This is a genomic window from Bradyrhizobium erythrophlei (assembly GCF_900129425.1).
Taxonomy (GTDB): domain Bacteria; phylum Pseudomonadota; class Alphaproteobacteria; order Rhizobiales; family Xanthobacteraceae; genus Bradyrhizobium; species Bradyrhizobium erythrophlei_C.
The window spans coordinates 5,858,356-5,874,678 of sequence record NZ_LT670817.1; the positions used below are offsets into that span (position 1 = coordinate 5,858,356).

15 protein-coding genes and 2 pseudogenes are annotated in these 16,323 nt (G+C 61.6%); 9 read left to right on the forward strand and 8 right to left on the reverse strand.

Going from position 1 to position 16,323, the window contains the following annotated elements:
* Positions 1-38 precede the first annotated feature (38 nt).
* Genes B5527_RS46680 through B5527_RS44610 form a run of 3 tightly spaced genes read right to left on the reverse strand, consistent with a single transcriptional unit; the run spans position 39 to position 1,837 of the window.
* Positions 39-1,055 (reverse strand): integrase core domain-containing protein, encoded by a 1,017-nt coding sequence (locus B5527_RS46680; RefSeq protein ID WP_154072573.1) that lies wholly within the window; start codon positions 1,053-1,055, stop codon positions 39-41.
* Entirely contained in the window at positions 1,052-1,399 is a 348-nt protein-coding gene (locus tag B5527_RS28130; protein WP_154072574.1) for an LLM class flavin-dependent oxidoreductase, read from the reverse strand. Before B5527_RS28130 ends, B5527_RS46680 begins: the two co-directional genes overlap by 4 nt.
* A gap of 57 nt (positions 1,400-1,456) precedes the next feature.
* Entirely contained in the window at positions 1,457-1,837 is a 381-nt protein-coding gene (locus B5527_RS44610) for a hypothetical protein (RefSeq protein ID WP_154072575.1), read from the reverse strand.
* A gap of 617 nt (positions 1,838-2,454) precedes the next feature.
* Between B5527_RS44610 and B5527_RS28140 the strand changes: the two genes are divergently transcribed.
* A complete protein-coding gene (locus tag B5527_RS28140) occupies positions 2,455-2,760 on the forward strand; it encodes a hypothetical protein (RefSeq protein ID WP_079604425.1) in 306 nt (101 codons plus the stop codon).
* A 265-nt stretch (positions 2,761-3,025) separates the two neighbouring features.
* Here the strand turns inward: B5527_RS28140 and B5527_RS47845 are convergent, their stop codons facing one another.
* Complete coding sequence (locus B5527_RS47845) at positions 3,026-3,463, reverse strand: integrase core domain-containing protein (RefSeq protein WP_425305032.1); 438 nt, start codon at positions 3,461-3,463, stop codon at positions 3,026-3,028.
* Between the two features lie 89 nt (positions 3,464-3,552).
* On the opposite strand from B5527_RS47845, the pseudogene B5527_RS46685 reads away from it, so the two are divergent.
* From B5527_RS46685 to B5527_RS44615, 5 genes and pseudogenes are all read left to right on the forward strand, one after another.
* A pseudogene (locus B5527_RS46685) lies at positions 3,553-3,849 on the forward strand (FAD-dependent oxidoreductase); the annotation flags it as partial.
* Positions 3,850-4,242: 393 nt separating this feature from the next.
* Positions 4,243-4,554, forward strand: a pseudogene (locus tag B5527_RS28155) (globin domain-containing protein); the annotation flags it as partial.
* Between the two features lie 5 nt (positions 4,555-4,559).
* A complete protein-coding gene (locus B5527_RS28160) occupies positions 4,560-5,849 on the forward strand; it encodes an NAD(P)/FAD-dependent oxidoreductase (RefSeq protein WP_079604426.1) in 1,290 nt (429 codons plus the stop codon).
* On the forward strand, positions 5,846-8,551 hold the full coding sequence (locus B5527_RS28165; RefSeq protein WP_079604427.1) for a nitrate reductase: 2,706 nt from the start codon (positions 5,846-5,848) through the stop codon (positions 8,549-8,551). The genes B5527_RS28160 and B5527_RS28165 overlap by 4 nt, the downstream gene beginning before the upstream one ends.
* A gap of 178 nt (positions 8,552-8,729) precedes the next feature.
* Complete coding sequence (locus B5527_RS44615) at positions 8,730-8,885, forward strand: hypothetical protein (protein ID WP_154072576.1); 156 nt, start codon at positions 8,730-8,732, stop codon at positions 8,883-8,885.
* 268 nt (positions 8,886-9,153) lie between these two features.
* On the opposite strand, the gene B5527_RS46690 is transcribed toward B5527_RS44615, so the two are convergent.
* Both B5527_RS46690 and B5527_RS46695 read right to left on the reverse strand, forming a co-directional pair.
* On the reverse strand, positions 9,154-9,663 hold the full coding sequence (locus B5527_RS46690) for an efflux RND transporter periplasmic adaptor subunit (protein ID WP_425305109.1): 510 nt from the start codon (positions 9,661-9,663) through the stop codon (positions 9,154-9,156).
* A gap of 28 nt (positions 9,664-9,691) precedes the next feature.
* Complete coding sequence (locus B5527_RS46695) at positions 9,692-10,297, reverse strand: TetR/AcrR family transcriptional regulator (RefSeq protein WP_079604428.1); 606 nt, start codon at positions 10,295-10,297, stop codon at positions 9,692-9,694.
* Positions 10,298-10,824: 527 nt separating this feature from the next.
* Between B5527_RS46695 and B5527_RS28180 the strand changes: the two genes are divergently transcribed.
* On the forward strand, positions 10,825-11,181 hold the full coding sequence (locus B5527_RS28180; protein ID WP_079604429.1) for an ABC transporter substrate binding protein: 357 nt from the start codon (positions 10,825-10,827) through the stop codon (positions 11,179-11,181).
* A gap of 285 nt (positions 11,182-11,466) precedes the next feature.
* On the opposite strand, the gene B5527_RS28185 is transcribed toward B5527_RS28180, so the two are convergent.
* Together B5527_RS28185 and B5527_RS28190 are read right to left on the reverse strand one after the other, a co-directional pair.
* Positions 11,467-12,051, reverse strand: a complete 585-nt coding sequence (locus B5527_RS28185) for a DUF2147 domain-containing protein (RefSeq protein ID WP_079607566.1) — start codon at positions 12,049-12,051, stop codon at positions 11,467-11,469.
* Between the two features lie 338 nt (positions 12,052-12,389).
* Positions 12,390-13,334: a GlxA family transcriptional regulator gene (locus B5527_RS28190; protein WP_079604430.1), complete on the reverse strand. Its 945-nt coding sequence runs from the start codon at positions 13,332-13,334 to the stop codon at positions 12,390-12,392.
* A 151-nt stretch (positions 13,335-13,485) separates the two neighbouring features.
* On the opposite strand from B5527_RS28190, the gene B5527_RS28195 reads away from it, so the two are divergent.
* Both B5527_RS28195 and B5527_RS28200 read left to right on the forward strand, forming a co-directional pair.
* Entirely contained in the window at positions 13,486-13,956 is a 471-nt protein-coding gene (locus B5527_RS28195) for a (2Fe-2S)-binding protein (RefSeq protein WP_079604431.1), read from the forward strand.
* 2 nt (positions 13,957-13,958) lie between these two features.
* Positions 13,959-16,160 carry a xanthine dehydrogenase family protein molybdopterin-binding subunit gene (locus B5527_RS28200; protein WP_079604432.1) on the forward strand — a complete coding sequence of 734 codons (2,202 nt, stop codon included), beginning with the start codon at positions 13,959-13,961 and terminating at the stop codon, positions 16,158-16,160.
* Positions 16,161-16,323 lie beyond the last annotated feature (163 nt).

A 16,323-nucleotide genomic window follows, 5' to 3' on the forward strand; every position in this document is an offset into this window, starting at 1 on the left:
TAACTTTGCTCATGAGCGTCCCTGTGTGTGCCGAAAACTTAAGCTCGGACGTAGTGGTGGTGAAGTCCGCCAAGGACTGCCTGTGATTTGATGCTTCCGATGCGCTCAACCGGACGAGAAACCGGTGCATCTTTATCCAATGACCGATGGGTTCTAATGTTGTTGTAGTAGGCGGAGTAAGATTTCAGAATTCGGCGCAGATGCGCCTCGCCCAGGACAATGACGTGGTCCACACATTCACGCGGGATCGATCCGATCAGCCGTTCGACAAAAGCATTCTGCCAGGGCGACGCTGGTGTAATGGGCCTATCCCGGATACCCATGGCGCGCAATCGGCGCATGACGACGCTGCCATAGATCCGGTCGCGATCGCGGATCAGGTAGCCCGGCGCTTCATTCCACGGGAATGCTTCTGTGATCTGGCGCGCAACCCATTCGGCCGTGGGATTTGGAGTGACGTTGATCCAGACGAGGTCTCTGCGGCCGAGCCGGACGATGACGAAGGCATAGAGCAGGTCGAAACCGATAGTTGGAACAACGAACAGGTCGATGGCGGCAATGTCCGCCGCGTGGTTACGCAAGAAGGTTGGCCATCCCTGGCTGGGTGGCCCCCGTCGTTTGACCATGTACTTGGCGACGCTCGACTGCACGACTTCAAACCCGAGCTTGAGCAGTTCGCCGTGGATACGTGGCGCGCCCCAAAGGGGATTCTCAATGCTCATCCGCCGGATCAACGCGCGTAGCTCCGTGTCGATCTGCGGTCGCCCTCCCAATAGGCGCGACGTCCAACGCCAGTAGCAGCGAAAACCGGCCCTGTGCCACCGCACGAGCGTCTCGGGCCGGATGATTGTGAGAACCTGCAGGATTGACGGAAACCAGCGATACAGCTGGATCAGGAACCAGCGATCGTGGTTCGTAAGCCGGACGCGACCATGCCGCCTGCGCCTCAAGACAATCAATTGATGTCGAAGCACCGCGTTCTCAGCTTCAAGCCGCAGCTTCGATTTGAATGGCGAGGCCAGGGCGGCCAGAGCGAAATAGAAGAGCCCGATCATTCCGCCAGCTTAGGCGATTCCGGGGCGTCATCAACTCGGATAAGGTTTTCGGTACACATAGCCATCGCAAAAATCTCGGCCGCCGTTCGCGGATTGTGAAACGTAAGGATCGAGATTGCCGTTCCGAGTCTGATGCGTGTCGTCCGTTGGGCAATCGCGCAGACCAAAGCGGTGGGATTCGGAACTACGCCATAGGGATGAAAATGGTGCTCCGCGGAAAAGAACGCGGCATATCCCAGTTCTTCTCCAAGGACGGCTTGATCGATCACTTGCTTGTAGAGCTGGGGGACGGTGCGGGCGCCATCGGGATAATGGTCCTGGACGGAAAACAGCGAGAGCTTCAAGGCGGCCTCCCAGATTTATGAATTACGTAATAGAGTATGTGTCGTTAGTCGCATGCTCTAAAACCATGATCCGGGTGGTGAAGGTACGGACAAAAGCGTCGAAACGAATTTGCCAGCACTGCATGAGCCGCGCAGGAGGGCAATGTCTTCCAGTGTCAGGCCAAAGCTTAAAAGCTGCTCGTTATTGATTTTGCTGAGCCAGCGCCGTATGCGTTGCCTCGCCGGATCATCTTGGGCCTGAACGAGTCTTCGCACCAGGCTCGACCGGGCTTTTCGCTGGCTCGCGATCAGGCTGTTCGGCAGGAACTGACTTGCCTGGCTCTCTGAGTTTTCCGGCCGCCCGTCAGTTTGTGATCGGTCCGAACTAATTTGTTCGTGCTGCTCCATCTGGAGAGGCTTGGTATGCGAATTGCCGAGTTGATCCGTTGGACGAGACATATCGAACCTCCATTAGCGTTCGTTTGACCATTGGCGTGCATTGCCTGGTCGCACCACCGCACACGTCCGGCTTTCGAGGCTCAGCAAGCTCCGAGAATATTGCAGCGCGATTGCCGTACCGGATTAACGCGTTACGTCTGTAACGAGAGATGCTCGCGACTGGCGTCGCAGACGTCATTCTTGAAGAGCGTCCGAAGTTGGCACGTTTGCGACATGCGAACTGCATCGAGCGGTGTCCGCTTTCGGGGGTAACCCGGAGTGCGCCGGGAGACCGGCAAGGAGTAGATGGTGCAAGTCCATCACGATGAAGAAGTAGCGAACCGCATCGGCCCCGAGTCATGCGCGGCTGCCCGTGAGGGCATCAGCGAAGCGTTGACAGGGGAATGCACAGGCCAGCCATTGAGCCGCGAAAGTACCCTCTTCCCGGGTGCCGACGTCGTTCCGGTGACGGAAGGCAATACGGATGGGCGCGATATCGCGAGTGCCCAGACGGCCCGGCGTGGTCTTAGACACTGGCATGTGCGGACGCTCCTTGCGCGGGAACCGGGAGACCCCACGTCTGACCACCGGCCATTCGCCGGACTGGTCCGCATCGAGAAGGCGAGGAGCCGTAGCCGATGATGAACGGACGCGGGGAGTCAGACTCCGCCATAGTAGCTGGGAAGCCGACGAACAAGGCGGAGCGATCCGCTGCGGAGCCGGCGGAGCCCAGGGCGGAGGCCAAGGGAAATGCGGGCCAGCAAAGCACGCGCCGGGCGCAGAACCGGGTGAGCGTGTCCCAGGCGCTGGAACGCATACGGCAAACTGCAAGGCAAAGGAAGAAGGAGAAGTTCACCGCGCTCTTCCACCACGTCAGTGTCGATCACCTCGAGGAGGCATTCTTTGAACTCAAGGAGAATGCTGCACGCGGGTGGATGGGCTGACATGTCGGGACTACGAGCAGCACCTTGAGCGCAATCTCGAGGACCTGCATGCCCGCCTCCATCGGGGAGCGTATCGGGCACTGCCGTCGCGGCGCGTTTACATACCCAAGCCGGATGGTCGGCAGCGCCCGATCGCGGTCGCCGCTGTGTGTGCCGAAAATTAGATTCTGCAATATTGATGGTGAAGGCCGCCAAGGACAGGTCGTGAGACGACGGCGCCGAGGCGCTCAATCGCGCGATGGAGAGGGGCGTCCTTGTTCAGAGATCAATGGGTCCTTGACACATTATAATAGGCGGCATATCCGCGTAGGGTCCGGCGCAGGTGCGCTTCGCCAAACACGATCATGTGGTCGAGACATTCACGGCGGATCGAGCCGATGAGTCTCTCAACGTAAGCATTTTGCCAGGGCGATCGGGGTGCGATCGGATGGTCCCGAATGCCCATTGCACGGATCGCTGCAAGAAGACTGGACCATACGAGGTGTCTCGATCCCGAATGAGATATCGCGGCGCGTGGTCCCACGGGAACGCCTCGGTGACTTGGCGCGAGATCCACTCCGCGGTTGGGTTTGCCGTCACGCCACAACAGAATTTCGAATGCGATCGTCGGCAGGACAAAGAGGTCGATCGCCGCGATGCCGTCGACGTGATTGCTGAGAAACGTCCGCCAGCCCTGAGACGGTGGCCGCGAGTGGCGGCACATGTACCGAGCGACCGTCGACTGGGCGACCTCGAAGCCGAGCTTATGGGCGGCTGTTCGAGATTGCGCCGGCGGTCAAACCCTTGTTACCGACGGCGAGATTCGTCGGCAATGGTCACGTCGAGGGTGAAGAGCTCAAGGACGGCGGCGTGCTTGCGGCCGACACGGTCGTTGTTGCGGTCGGCATCAAGCCGAACGCCGAAGTCGCCGCTCACGCCGGTATCGCGGTCAATCGCGGCATCGTCGTCGACGATCATCTCGTCACCAGCACATCCGATGTTTTCGCAATCGGTGAATGCGCCGAGCATCGCGGCGTCTGCTACGGTCTGGTGGAGCCCGCCAACGAGCAGGCGCGCGCGCTGGCCGAGCGCCTCGCCAGCCGCGATGCACGCAGCCATCCGCAGCGCGGACCACGCATGCGCGGAGCGCGGAGCACGCCGCAGATGTGTCGGGTATGACGCGACAACGCCGAGCGAAATGGCTGTAAGCGGCCATGAATGAGTCGTCGAGGCGCCTCCAACTGGCCCGACAATACCGCCAGTCAAAATATGTTCTTGAACATATCCTTCGTCCATCACAGCTCTACAGCGGCGGCGGAGCATGGATTTGATTTTCGCAATCCAGGCGAACGATCGTGAATTTTTTGTCAGCCGAATGGACGCCGTCGCGTCCCAAAAGGAGTGCCTCCAATGTTACGCAAGACCATGATCGTCTTAGCTAAGGCTGCCGCTCTCACCAGCGGACTGACTGTCGAAGCGTATGCGCATGGCGATGCAGAGGGCATGCGTGGTCCGCGCTGCGGATGGCTGCGCGTTAAGTTGGTTGCACCGACATCGCAAGCCGCCGCCCTGTTCTATGGGCGGCTGTTCGAGATTGCGCCGGCGGTCAAACCCTTGTTACGCGGCGATATGACGGAACAAGGCTGCAAGCTGATGGCGACGCTGGGCGTTGTGGTCAACAGTCTGGACAATCTCGAGGCCGTGTTGCCGGCGGCGAGCGCTCTTGCCAAGCGACACGTCGACTATGGTGTGAAGGCAGCCGATTACACGCCCGTTGGCGCGGCGCTGCTGTGGACGCTGGAGCAGAATTTAGGATTGCGATGAGCGAACCGCTCGTCATCGTTGGCAACGGCATGGCGGCTGCCTGCTTGTGCGAAGAGCTCGCCCACCGTGCGCTCGGCCGTTATGCCGTCGCGGTGATTGGTGAAGAGCCGCGGCTTGCCTATAATCGCGTGCTGCTTTCGTCGGTGCTGGCTGGCGAATTGCGCGCGAGCGACATTTCACTGAAGCCGGCGGCCTGGTGGAGAGATCGGGGCATCACCTTGTGCTACGGCGTCGGCGTGACGGCGGCGGATATTGCCGCACGCACCGTGACGCTGTCCGACGGCAAAGCGTTGCGGTTCGCCAAGCTCGTATTCGCCACCGGCTCGCGGCCGATCTGCTTGCGCATCGCCGGCGCCGATCTGCCCGGCGTGCTCACATTCCGCGACATGAGCGACGTCGCGACGATGTCGCGGGCTGCCTGCCGGAGTGCGCCCATTGTCGTGATCGGCGGCGGGCTCCTGGGCATTGAGGCGGCTTACGGTCTCGCCAAAGCCGGCGCATCGGTGACACTGGTTCATCTCATGGATCGCTTGATGGAGCGCCAGCTCGACGCACGCGCCGCGTTGCTGCTCAAGCGTGCGGTCGAGGCGAAAGGAATCCGGGTGCTGCTGGACGTCGCGACGGCGAGATTCGTCGGCAATGGTCACGTCGAGGGTGTAGAGCTCAAGGACGGCGGCGTGCTTGCGGCCGACACGGTCGTTGTTGCGGTCGGCATCAAGCCGAACGCCGAAGTCGCCGCTCACGCCGGTATCGCGGTCAATCGCGGCATCGTCGTCGACGATCATCTCGTCACCAGCACATCCGATGTTTTCGCAATCGGTGAATGCGCCGAGCATCGCGGCGTCTGCTACGGTCTGGTGGAGCCCGCCAACGAGCAGGCGCGCGCGCTGGCCGAGCGCCTCGCCAGCCGCGATGCACGCTATCTCGGCAGCGTGAACGCCACCAATCTCAAGGTCTCCGGCGTTCATGTGTTCTCCGCCGGCGATTTTCTCGGCGCGCCCGGCACCGAGTCGGTCGTGCTCAGCGATCAGGGTCTCGGCACCTACCGAAAGCTGGTGATTGCCGGCGGCCGCGTCGTCGGCGCCGTGCTCTACGGCGACACGACCGACTCGTTTTGGTATCTCGATCGCATTCGTTCCGGCGCCGCGATCGATTCCATCCGCGAGGATCTCATTTTCGGTCGAGCATTGGGCAAGCGGCCTAGAGCGGCCGGCGGCCGCGCGACGAAACAGCTGAGTCGAACAGGAAATGGCGGCAGGTCGACGAGCGTCGTGAGCCGGTCATGAACACTTTGTCGCCGCATCCTCTCGCCGTGCGCACCACCTGTCCATATTGCGGCGTCGGCTGCGGCATCCTCGCAGCCGTGGACCGGCAAGGCGATGCGACTATTTCCGGCGATCCCGCGCATCCGGCCAATTTCGGGCGGCTGTGCTCGAAAGGCTCGGCGCTCGGCGAAACGCTTTCGCTCGACCAGCGCTTGCTCCATCCCATGTTTCGTCAAGCTGACGGTTCTCTTGCACGTACCGATTGGGACACCGCACTGGCAAAGGTCGCAAACGGACTGCGCACGATCGTCGATCGCGACGGGCCGAACGCGATTGCGTTCTATCTTTCCGGCCAGTTGCTCACCGAGGATTACTATGTCGCCAACAAGCTGATGAAAGGCTTTCTCGGCTCGTCCAACGTCGACACCAATTCGCGGCTGTGCATGGCCTCTTCCGTTGCCGGTCATCGCCGCGCCTTCGGCGCCGACGTGGTGCCCGGCATTTACCGTGATCTCGACGAGGCCGATCTGATCGTGCTCGTCGGCTCCAATGCGGCGTGGTGCCATCCGGTACTCTATCAGCGGATGATTGCCGCGAAAAACGAGCGCGGCGCCAGATTGGTCGTTATCGATCCGCGGCGCACCGCGACGGCGGACGCGGCGGATCTGTTCTTGCCGATCGCATCCGGAATGGATACCGCGCTTTTTTGCGGGCTGCTTACCTACCTCGCCGATACGCGCGCCCTCAACGACAGCTATATAGCGGAATATACGTGCGGCTTCGCCGATGCGCTTGCGCGCGCCCGCGAGATCGCCGGCGACGCGGCGGCGGCCGCCAGGGCGAGCGGGCTCGATCTCGGTGAGGTTGCCCGCTTCTTTGAGCTGTTTGCGCGAACCGAGCGCGTCGTCACCTGCTACTCGCAAGGGGTCAATCAATCCGCGCAAGGCACCGACAAGGTGAATGCGATCATCAATGTTCACCTCGCCACCGGGCGCATCGGCCGGCCGGGCATGGGACCGTTCTCGCTGACCGGCCAGCCCAACGCCATGGGCGGCCGCGAAGTCGGCGGGCTTGCCAATCAACTCGCCGCCCATATGGGCTTTTCGCCCAGCGAAACCGATCGCGTCCGCCGCTTCTGGAACGCGCCGCGGATGGCGGCGAGCGAAGGCCTCAAGGCCGTCGACATGTTCGAAGCGATCGAACGCGGAACGATCAAGGCGCTCTGGGTCATGGCGACAAATCCGGCCGTGTCGCTGCCGCGCGCGGGCGCCTTTCGCGTGGCGCTGAAAAAGCTCGAATTGTTCATCGTGTCCGAGACCACGCTCCACACCGACACCGTCGAGGCGGGCGCGCATGTGCTCTTGCCTGCGGCCGCCTGGGGCGAGAAAGACGGCACCGTCACCAATTCGGAGCGGCGTATTTCGCGCCAGCGAGCGTTCCTGCCGCGCCCCGGCGAGGCGCAGCCCGATTGGTGGATCGTCAACGAAGTGGCCCAGCGCCTCGGCTTCGAAAGCGCGTTTGCCTACCGCAAGCCGGCCGATGTTTTTCGCGAGCATGCGGCGCTGTCGGCGTTCGAGAATGCTGGTCGGCGCGACTTCGACTTGGGTGGTCTCGCGACGCTCGCCGACGATGACTATGACCGGCTCGACGCGGTGATGTGGCCCGTGAAAGCCGGAGTCGAACCAGGCGAAGCGCGCTTCTTCAGCGCCGGAGCGTTTTTCACGAGCGATCGGCGTGGCCGCTTCATTGCACCGGAACATCCGAGGGTGCGTGCGGCGACGAGCGACGCTTTTCCGCTGCGCCTCAACACCGGGCGCCTGCGCGATCAGTGGCACACGATGACGCGCAGCGGAAAGAGTCCGCGGCTGGGCGCACATTCACCCGAACCGATGGTCGATATTCACCCCGATGATGCGAGTAGGACGGGCATCACCGATGGCGGTTTCACCAAGGTCACGACGCCCCATGGCAGCGCCGTGTTTCGGGTTTGCGTTTGTTCGGGTCAGCAACGCGGATCGATTTTCGCGCCGATTCACTGGAGCTATTCGACGGCGGCCGATGCGTGCGTCGGCGCGCTGGCGATGGCGGAAAACGATCCGTTTTCCGGCCAGCCCGAGCTCAAGGCCACGCCAGCGCGCGTCGAACCTCTTGAGTTTGCCTATCGCGGCTTTGCGCTCACGCGCGACTTGATCGCGCTCCCCGACGGAACGTGGTTCGCGCGCGTCGCCGTTGCCGGGGGTCACGGACTTCTGTTCGCGACCAACGAATTGCCCGCCCGATGGCACGGTCTGGCCGAAAAGCTGATATGTGGCGACCCGGAGCGTGCGGAATATATCGATCTGCCGCGTGGCATCGTGCGCATCGCCGCGTTGCGCGCCGGCAGGATCGAGGCCTGCATTTTCTCCGGGCCGTCACAAAATCCGCCGCGATGGGAGGTCGTGCGCGCGCTGTTCAATTCGGGAATTTTGGCCGAGCGCGACCGGCGTCTTCTTCTTTCCGGCCAAAGCGCCGAGGGCGTTGCCGAGACCGGGCCGATCGTCTGCGCCTGTTATAGTGTCGGACTTGAAGCCATCCGCCGCGCTGTGGCTGAAGAGGGTGCCGCAAACGTCGCCGATATCGGGCGAACGCTTCGCGCCGGCACCAATTGCGGCTCCTGCGTTCCGGAATTGCAGGGAATTATCAAGCGGACCGCGTCCGCGGTCGGCTCGCGAACCGCCAGCTAGGCTGATAGCGTCAAGCTTGCGGTCCTGGCGGGCGCTTCAGGGCGTACCTCACGCCAACGGCGCGAAGACCTTTTGGACCTCGCTCGGGCGTGAATGCAATGCATGCGGTCACCCAGGCCGGCGAAGCGTGGGATTACCCGCAGCCGTCCGACAACGTTACCCCGACGACATGCGCTGGATGCGTAAAGAAGTACGCCATCAGAAGTACGGCTACGATCCGCGGTCGCCGGATTGGGTAGGGTTGGCGCTCGCCAAGCATCTCGGGCTTGATCCCCGAGCCGACCAGAAGAAGCTCAACGCCATACTACGGGCATGGTATGCCAACGGGTACTAGCAGCGGAAATCCAAAGACAGGGGTGCGCCCCGAGCGGAAATACGTGGTTCCCCAAATTGGAACGATGATCCCGATGCCGCCTGATTCCACCGCGTCAGTCGCGATGCGCGAGCGTGCGCTTAAAACTCATACAGAATAAATGGCTCTGAGACGGTCATGGCTTCGTTTTGCTGCCGCGCGCCTGCGCCTGCGTGGCGACCGTTTACCGGGGCCTGATCGTGGCGGAGAGCCGCGGTCCACTTTCCGCATCATGCCCTATTTGCTGCCGCTATTTGTGCTGATGTTGCGAATGACCGGGCTTTTGGGGCTGCGCATTCGGCGTCGGATTTTGCGGCTGAGGATTTTGCGAGTTCGACGGGGCATCTGCCGCCGGCGCTCGGCTCGGTGCGGCCGGCATGATCACGCGCGCGCCGTCGCGCAAGCGGTCTGTGCCGTCGACCACAACCCGCTCACCGACCGACACGCCGGAATTGACCGCTGCCATTGGGCCATCGGTCGGGCCGATATTGACAGGTCGGACCGACACCCTGTTGTCGGCCTTGATGACGTAGACGTAACTTCCCGGTGCGCCGCGCTGGATGGCGGCGGTCGGCACCGTGACGACATTATGCAGCGTCTTCACCAGAAGCTGCGCGTTGACGAATTGATTCGGAAACAGCGCATTGTCAGCATTGTCGAACTGCGCTCGCACTTTCACGGTACCGGTGGTGGTATCGATCTGGTTGTCATCGCTGCCACCCGGCCGGTTGCGAGCATCTTGACGTCGGCGCGGTCGCAGGCGAACACTTCAAGGGGAGTGCTGGCCTTCAGCTGCGGCAGGACGTTCGGCGCGGCCACTGTCCGAGCGACAGCGCGATGCCCATTGCGGCTTCGCGTATTTCGTCGGCGAGCCCGCGATCCTCGATCGAGCGCGCCAACACCATACCGCCAACGCATAGCGTTGCAATCGCGCGAGCCCGGGATCGGGCCGCCTGTCCATTACGCTGCATTGCCTGCTCAAAAATATCGATCATAACCCTGAGCACGGTTTCAAATGCTTGCCGAACACGGTGCTCCTCGCGCAAAAAGTCGGTCGGAAAAGCGATCAGGGGGCAGGTTCCGTCGATATCCTCGAAATGCTCGCGCGAAAGATAGTCGCGGACGAATTGAGCCGCGCTGTCAAAAGCACGCGGATCGATGCTGACTCCGTCGCTGCTTAAAAGCTGCTTTTCATTCAAAATTTGGGTGACCGCTTGGGCGTAAAGATCACCCTTGCTCTCAAAATAACTATAGAAACTTCCCCGGGTGAGCCCGGCATCAGCCATAACGTCGTCGATTGACACGGTATTGAACCCACGGCGGTTGAAGAGTCGCCCTGCGCTCCGAACAATTTTCTGTTTGGTTAGGCGGCGGTGCTCGGCAGGATACGACATCGAACCTCTCTCTGGCGACAAGCTAGTGTTTCGATCCTGAAAGCCACATTCAAACAGTAGGATTGCTTCGGAGCGTTTTTATAAAACTGCGGTACCGTTGCAACGGTTCCAAGCAAAACTCAAATAACGCCACCGCCACGAGTCAACGCCATCGTTGGCACAGCCAGGCCAACAGATGCAACGGCCAATAACGCGATCGCTGTCTTACGCAATATGATCATCCTCCTTGAGGAACTATCGCTCCCAACCTCGACACGCATCGCAGCGTGGCAGTCGCTCCAGAGAAACGCAACTGGCTTCGACATCACTGTTGCTCAACTCCGCGCGAGAGACGCCCGATTAAATTTAAATTCAGAAAACGCGCTGCGCGCGTAGCGATGTTCAGGCGATTCCACTGTTGCAGATGTAACTTGATCCTGGCATTTCGTAACAAAAAAAGCTACCCAGCTGCGCCACCGACGTGACTTCGATCTCGCGCTCATCCGTTCTGCCGCCGGAGTATTTGCAAGCATTGTCGAACGAGCAATGTGCAGGCGGTCTTCCTGCTTGTAGACGGCATGTTCCTCCAGGAGAGGAAACGCATCGCCCAACTCGCTGCGAGTGCGCAGCTGGCAGCCGTCTATGGCTTTCGCGAACATGTCGATGCTGGCGGTCTAATCAGCTATGGCGTCAATCTCGCTGATAACCTTTGTCGCGCGACTACCTACGTCGTGAAGATCCTCAAAGGTGCCAAGCCGGGTGACCTGGCAGTCGAATTTCCGAACAAACTTGAGTTGATCATCAATCTCAAGACTTCGAAGGCACTCGGGGGTCGACCTTTCGCCGATACTTGCCAACGTCCGCTTTGCGCCAACAGCGGCCATTCGCAAATCAGATGGAGGTGATGTCTGCTTTTCACCCAGAAGCGGACATCGCTCACCCGCTGAGCCACGTCAGCTTTGTGCCATCAGCTGACCTGCTCAATCACCTCGTCGGCGACAGCCCTGATCAGACGCGGCTCCTCATGTTTTCGGTAGCCGACTGAATCCGATGGCGGTGACCAGCATCGGCTTCATCAACGAGTACGTCGCCCACCCTGCATCCAAGTCGCGGACCATTTTCGCCTATTGATGACGAGACCATTTCCTCCCCTTTTACCCTCTTCACAATCCCAGGGAGGATAGAAACGGCTAATGCGCTGGCGCCATCTTTCTCTGCATCCCCGGTGTCGTGGCGGGCGGCTTCATCGCGGCGGCCTGCGCGGGGAGATATTTGGCAACGATGGCGGGATCGACTTGGGCGATGGCGCTATCGGGCAGGCGGGTCCAGGTCTCGTCGCGGCCGAGCAGCGAGATGCCGATATAGCCGCGCAGCGTCAAGGTCTGCCCATCCGGGCTCAAGGTCATCTTGGCGCTGTAGATCTTGCCGTCGCGGGGATCGAGCACGTTGCCGTTCTCATATTTCAGACCATTGCGCTTCATGTCGCGGACGAAGGAGATACCGAGCCAGGGCGCGTTCTTGCGGTCGTCGGTGCACTCCGAACAGATCCGCGGGCCTGTACTGCCCGGCTTGGGGAACAGTTTCGCCATCAAGCCTTCGAAGACGCCGTTGTGATCGACGACCACCACGTAAAGTCGGGGCTCGCCGTTCTCGATCTTCTGCCACAGGCCCGCCGCGGAGGGCTCGGCCGCAGCAGGCCAAGCAGCGGCCGCCCAGAGGGTAAGGCCCACGATCAGCGACAACAATCGCCGAAGTCCGAAAGACAAATTCCGCATCGTTGTCACCTCGACCAATCCGTCGAATTCGATGACCGCCTTCAATTGCTGAAAACTACGGCCATTTTGCGAAGCGGAGAGCCACTCGCGGAGAGTCTGCTCTACCCCGATGAACGGACATCGTCAGACCGGGCCGACTGGTCCGTTTCGTGCCAGGAGCGGAAGTGCCAGCGAAGATGCCACCCCGACGCTGATGATCGAAAGCCGCTATTTGACACCAGACCCGATGACGCACATGTCCCAGAATCCATAGCTCGAAGTCGTTCCCTATTAACCTCGCCCGAACCGGGATTTTGCCGCAGTGCGGGCCATTGGCGTTAAGCGCAATCCCCCCTCGTTCAGGCCGTTGCTTTTGCACGCGCGTTTCGCCGGATCACCTGCGGCGGCTGTCCGAAGTTGCGCAGGAAGGCGCGGCGCATGCGGTCGCGATCGGCAAAACCGGTTTGCCTGGCGACGACGTCGATCGAATGGCGGCTCTGCTCCATCATCAGCCGGGCGGCCTCGACTCGGAGGTACTCGACCGCCTTGGCCGGCGATTGGCCGGTCTCGGCACGGAACGCGCGGCTGAACTGGCGCGGACTGAGATGCGCCGCTTCGGCGAGATGTGCAACCGTCAGCGGCATATCGAGATTACGCTTCGCATATGCCAGTGCGCTCTGGATACGGTCTGATTTGGGTTCCAGCGTCAGAAGTGCGGAAAACTGCGACTGGCCACCTGCTCGCCGGTGATAGATCACGAGCTTCCGGGCCACGGCCCGGGCCACGTCCGCGCCGAGATCCTTTTCGATCATAGCCAGCGCGAGATCGATACCCGCGGTCATCCCGGCCGAGGTCCACACCGCACCGTCGATGATGAAGATGTGGTCTTCCTCCACCTTCACTTTTGGGAACCGAGCCTGCAATTCGCGCGCACGGTTCCAGTGCGTGGTCGCGCGTCTGCCGTCGAGCAGACCTGCTTCGGCCAGGACGAATGCGCCTATGCAGGTCGAGGCGACCCGCCGGTGTCGCGCCAAAGCCTGGTGCAGAAATTTGATCACGCCCGGCGTCAATGATCCGACCACGGCGCTGCCGCCGACAATCAGTGTGTCGAAATTCGTATTGTCGAACGGCTCCGTCGCGACGCTGACGCCGATCGAACTGCGGATGGATCCCCCGGTCTCGGACAGCAGACGCACATCGTAGACCGGCTCACCCGTCTCCTTGTTCGCGAATTCGAAGACAGAGACTGCGGCGAAGCTCATCACCTGAAAGCCGGGCAAGACAAGGAAACGGATGTCCCGCATGAGGCGTCTCCAAATGGTGTCCTAAAACGCCGCTTTTATGACATTTGAGATATGCCGCCACAAGCCTAGCCTGCGAAAAGTGAGCGCAACTAAAGGCGCCCGGAGCTAGATTGCGGGACATGAGCGCCACCGAAAGCACACGGAGGTAGCTATGCCCCTCACAATTAGGGTCAACGGCGTCGATCGGACGGTCGATGTTGACAGTGACACCCCTCTCTTGTGGGTGTTGCGCGACGTGCTCGGCATGACCGGTACGAAGTTCGGATGCGGCATGGCGCTTTGCGGCGCCTGCACGGTGCATGTTGACGGCGCTCCCACCCGTTCCTGTGTCACACCGATCGACAGCATCAGCACCTCCGAGATCACGACGATCGAGGCCATCGGCGCGACAGCGGCGGGCGCCGAGATCCAGAAGGCCTGGCTCGACCGGGAGGTCGTTCAATGCGGCTACTGCCAGTCGGGCCAGATCATGTCAGCTTCGGCGCTCCTTGCGAGCAATCCACATCCGACGGATTCCGATATCGACGACGCGATGTCCGGCAACATCTGTCGCTGTGGGACCTATGTCCGCATTCGGGAAGCGATCAAGCATGCCGCGCAATCGAGCGGACAGGGAGGCTGACAATGAGTCTCGATCGCCTCACCGCCAAAGCCACCGGCTCAGTTCGATCGCCAGCGAACGGTGTTTCCCGGCGCAGGTTCCTGCAGGCCGGAGCGGCCGCGGGCGGAGGCCTGATGCTGAGCCTGAGCCTGCCGTTTGCAGACGGCGTTGCCGAAGCGGCCGACGCCGAAGGCTTTGCGCCTAATGCCTTCGTCCGCATCGGAGGCGACGGGCAGATTGTCCTGACCATGCCCTATGTCGAGATGGGCCAGGGCACCTATACGTCGATCCCTATGCTGATCGCCGAAGAGCTGGAGGTGGATCTGAAACAGGTGCGCCTCGAACATGCTCCGCCGAACGAAAAGCTCTACGCCAACCCCTTGTTAGGAGTGCAGGCAACAGGCAACTCGAACGCGATACGCGGCGCGTGGAAGCCGCTGCGTGAAGCCGGCGCCACCGCCAGAACCATGCTCGTATCGGCGGCTGCAAAGCGCTGGAATGTTGATCCGGCGTCCTGCCGCGCGCAAAGCGGCGAAGTGCTTCACGCGCCGACGGGCAGAACCATCAAATATGGCGAACTTGCCGCCGACGCCGCCCGCATGCCTGTCCCCGACACCGTGGTGCTCAAGCGGCCGGAGGATTTCAAGCTCATCGGCACCCCGGCCAAGCGTCTGGATACTCCGGCGAAGGTCAACGGAACGGCCGTCTATGGCATCGACGTTCGGCCACCGGGCGTGAAGATCGCGACCCTTGCGCAATCGCCCGTCTTCGGCGGCCGTGTGAAGAGTGTCGATGATGCGGCGGCCAAGGCCGTCAAGGGCGTGCGTCAGATCGTAAGGCTCGACGACGCGGTCGCCGTTGTGGCCGACCATATGGGGGCGGCGAAGAAGGGGCTGGCGGCCCTGGTGATTGAATGGGACGACGGGCCGCACGCCAAGCTCAGCACGCAAGTGGTCGCGCGCGAGCTCGAAAAGGCGACGCTCAATCCGGGCGCGGTCGCGCAGACGATCGGCAATATCGATAAGGCCATGGCGAATGCCGTCGCCAAGGTCGAAGCGATCTACCAGGTTCCGTTCCTCGCGCACGCGACCATGGAGCCGATGAACTGCACAATCCATGTTCGCAAGGACGGCTGCGAAGTTTGGGTCGGCAACCAGGCCCTCGCGCGAGTCCAGGCCGCTGCCGCAAAGACCACCGGACTGCCGTTGGACAAGGTCGTTGTTCACAATCACCTCATCGGCGGCGGCTTCGGTCGCAGGCTCGAGAGTGACGGCGTCACCCGCGCTGTTCAGATCGCGCAGCATGTCGATGGCCCAGTCAAGGTCGTGTGGACCCGCGAGGAAGATATCCAGCACGACATGTACCGGCCCTATTTCTTCGACCGGCTATCCGCCGGTCTCGATGAGAAAGGAATGCCGGTCGCCTGGAGTAATCGCTTCGCCGGCTCCTCGATCATCGCGAGATGGCTTCCTCCGGGATTCAACAACGGCCTCGATCCCGATACGACCGAAGGCGCGATCGATCTGGTCTATGACCTCCCGAACATGCACGTCGAGTATCTGCGGGTGGAGCCTCCGGGCATTCCGACGGCCTTCTGGCGCAGCGTCGGGCCGTCGCACAATGTCTTCGTGACCGAGAGTTTCATGGACGAACTTGCGGCAGCGGCGAAACAAGACGCGGTCGCCTATCGGCTGGCCCTCCTCGACAAGACGCCTCGCGCCAAGGCTGTCCTCGCGCTTGCCGCGGAAAAGGCCGGCTGGGGACAGCCCTTGCCTGAGAGGGTCGGCCGTGGCGTCTCCATCCAGTTCGCCTTCTCGACCTACATGGCGCAGATCGCCGAGGTCGAAGTGTCGAGGGACGGAGCGGCTCGTGTCCGGCGCGTCGTCTGCGCGGTCGATTGCGGCGCCGTCGTCAATCCCGATACCGTGCGCGCGCAGATCCAGAGCGCGATCATGTTCGGCACAACGGCGGCGCTCTATGGCGAGATCACCCTCAAAGACGGCCGTGTTGAGCAAACCAACTTCGACACCTACCAAATCCTGCGCATAAACGAGGCGCCGGCCATCGAGGTCCACATCGTCCAGAGCCGGGAGCCGCCGGGCGGGATGGGCGAGGCCGGGACGTCGGCCATCGTTCCCGCAGTGGCCAATGCGATCTTTGCCGCAACTGGCAAGCGCTTACGAAAGCTGCCCGTCGACGCCACCGCGTTGAAGCAGCCAGTGTGAACAAAGCACCATACATACCGGGACTAGGAAGTGAAGCCGACGTCTGCTGTGGGTCCAAAAACGGAAGTGACCGCGCTGGAACGGCATGTCCGTTCTGCCCTCCATAACAGACATCGCCAGACCAGCCGGTCTGGTCCGTTTCGTGCCAAGAGGCGACATCGCA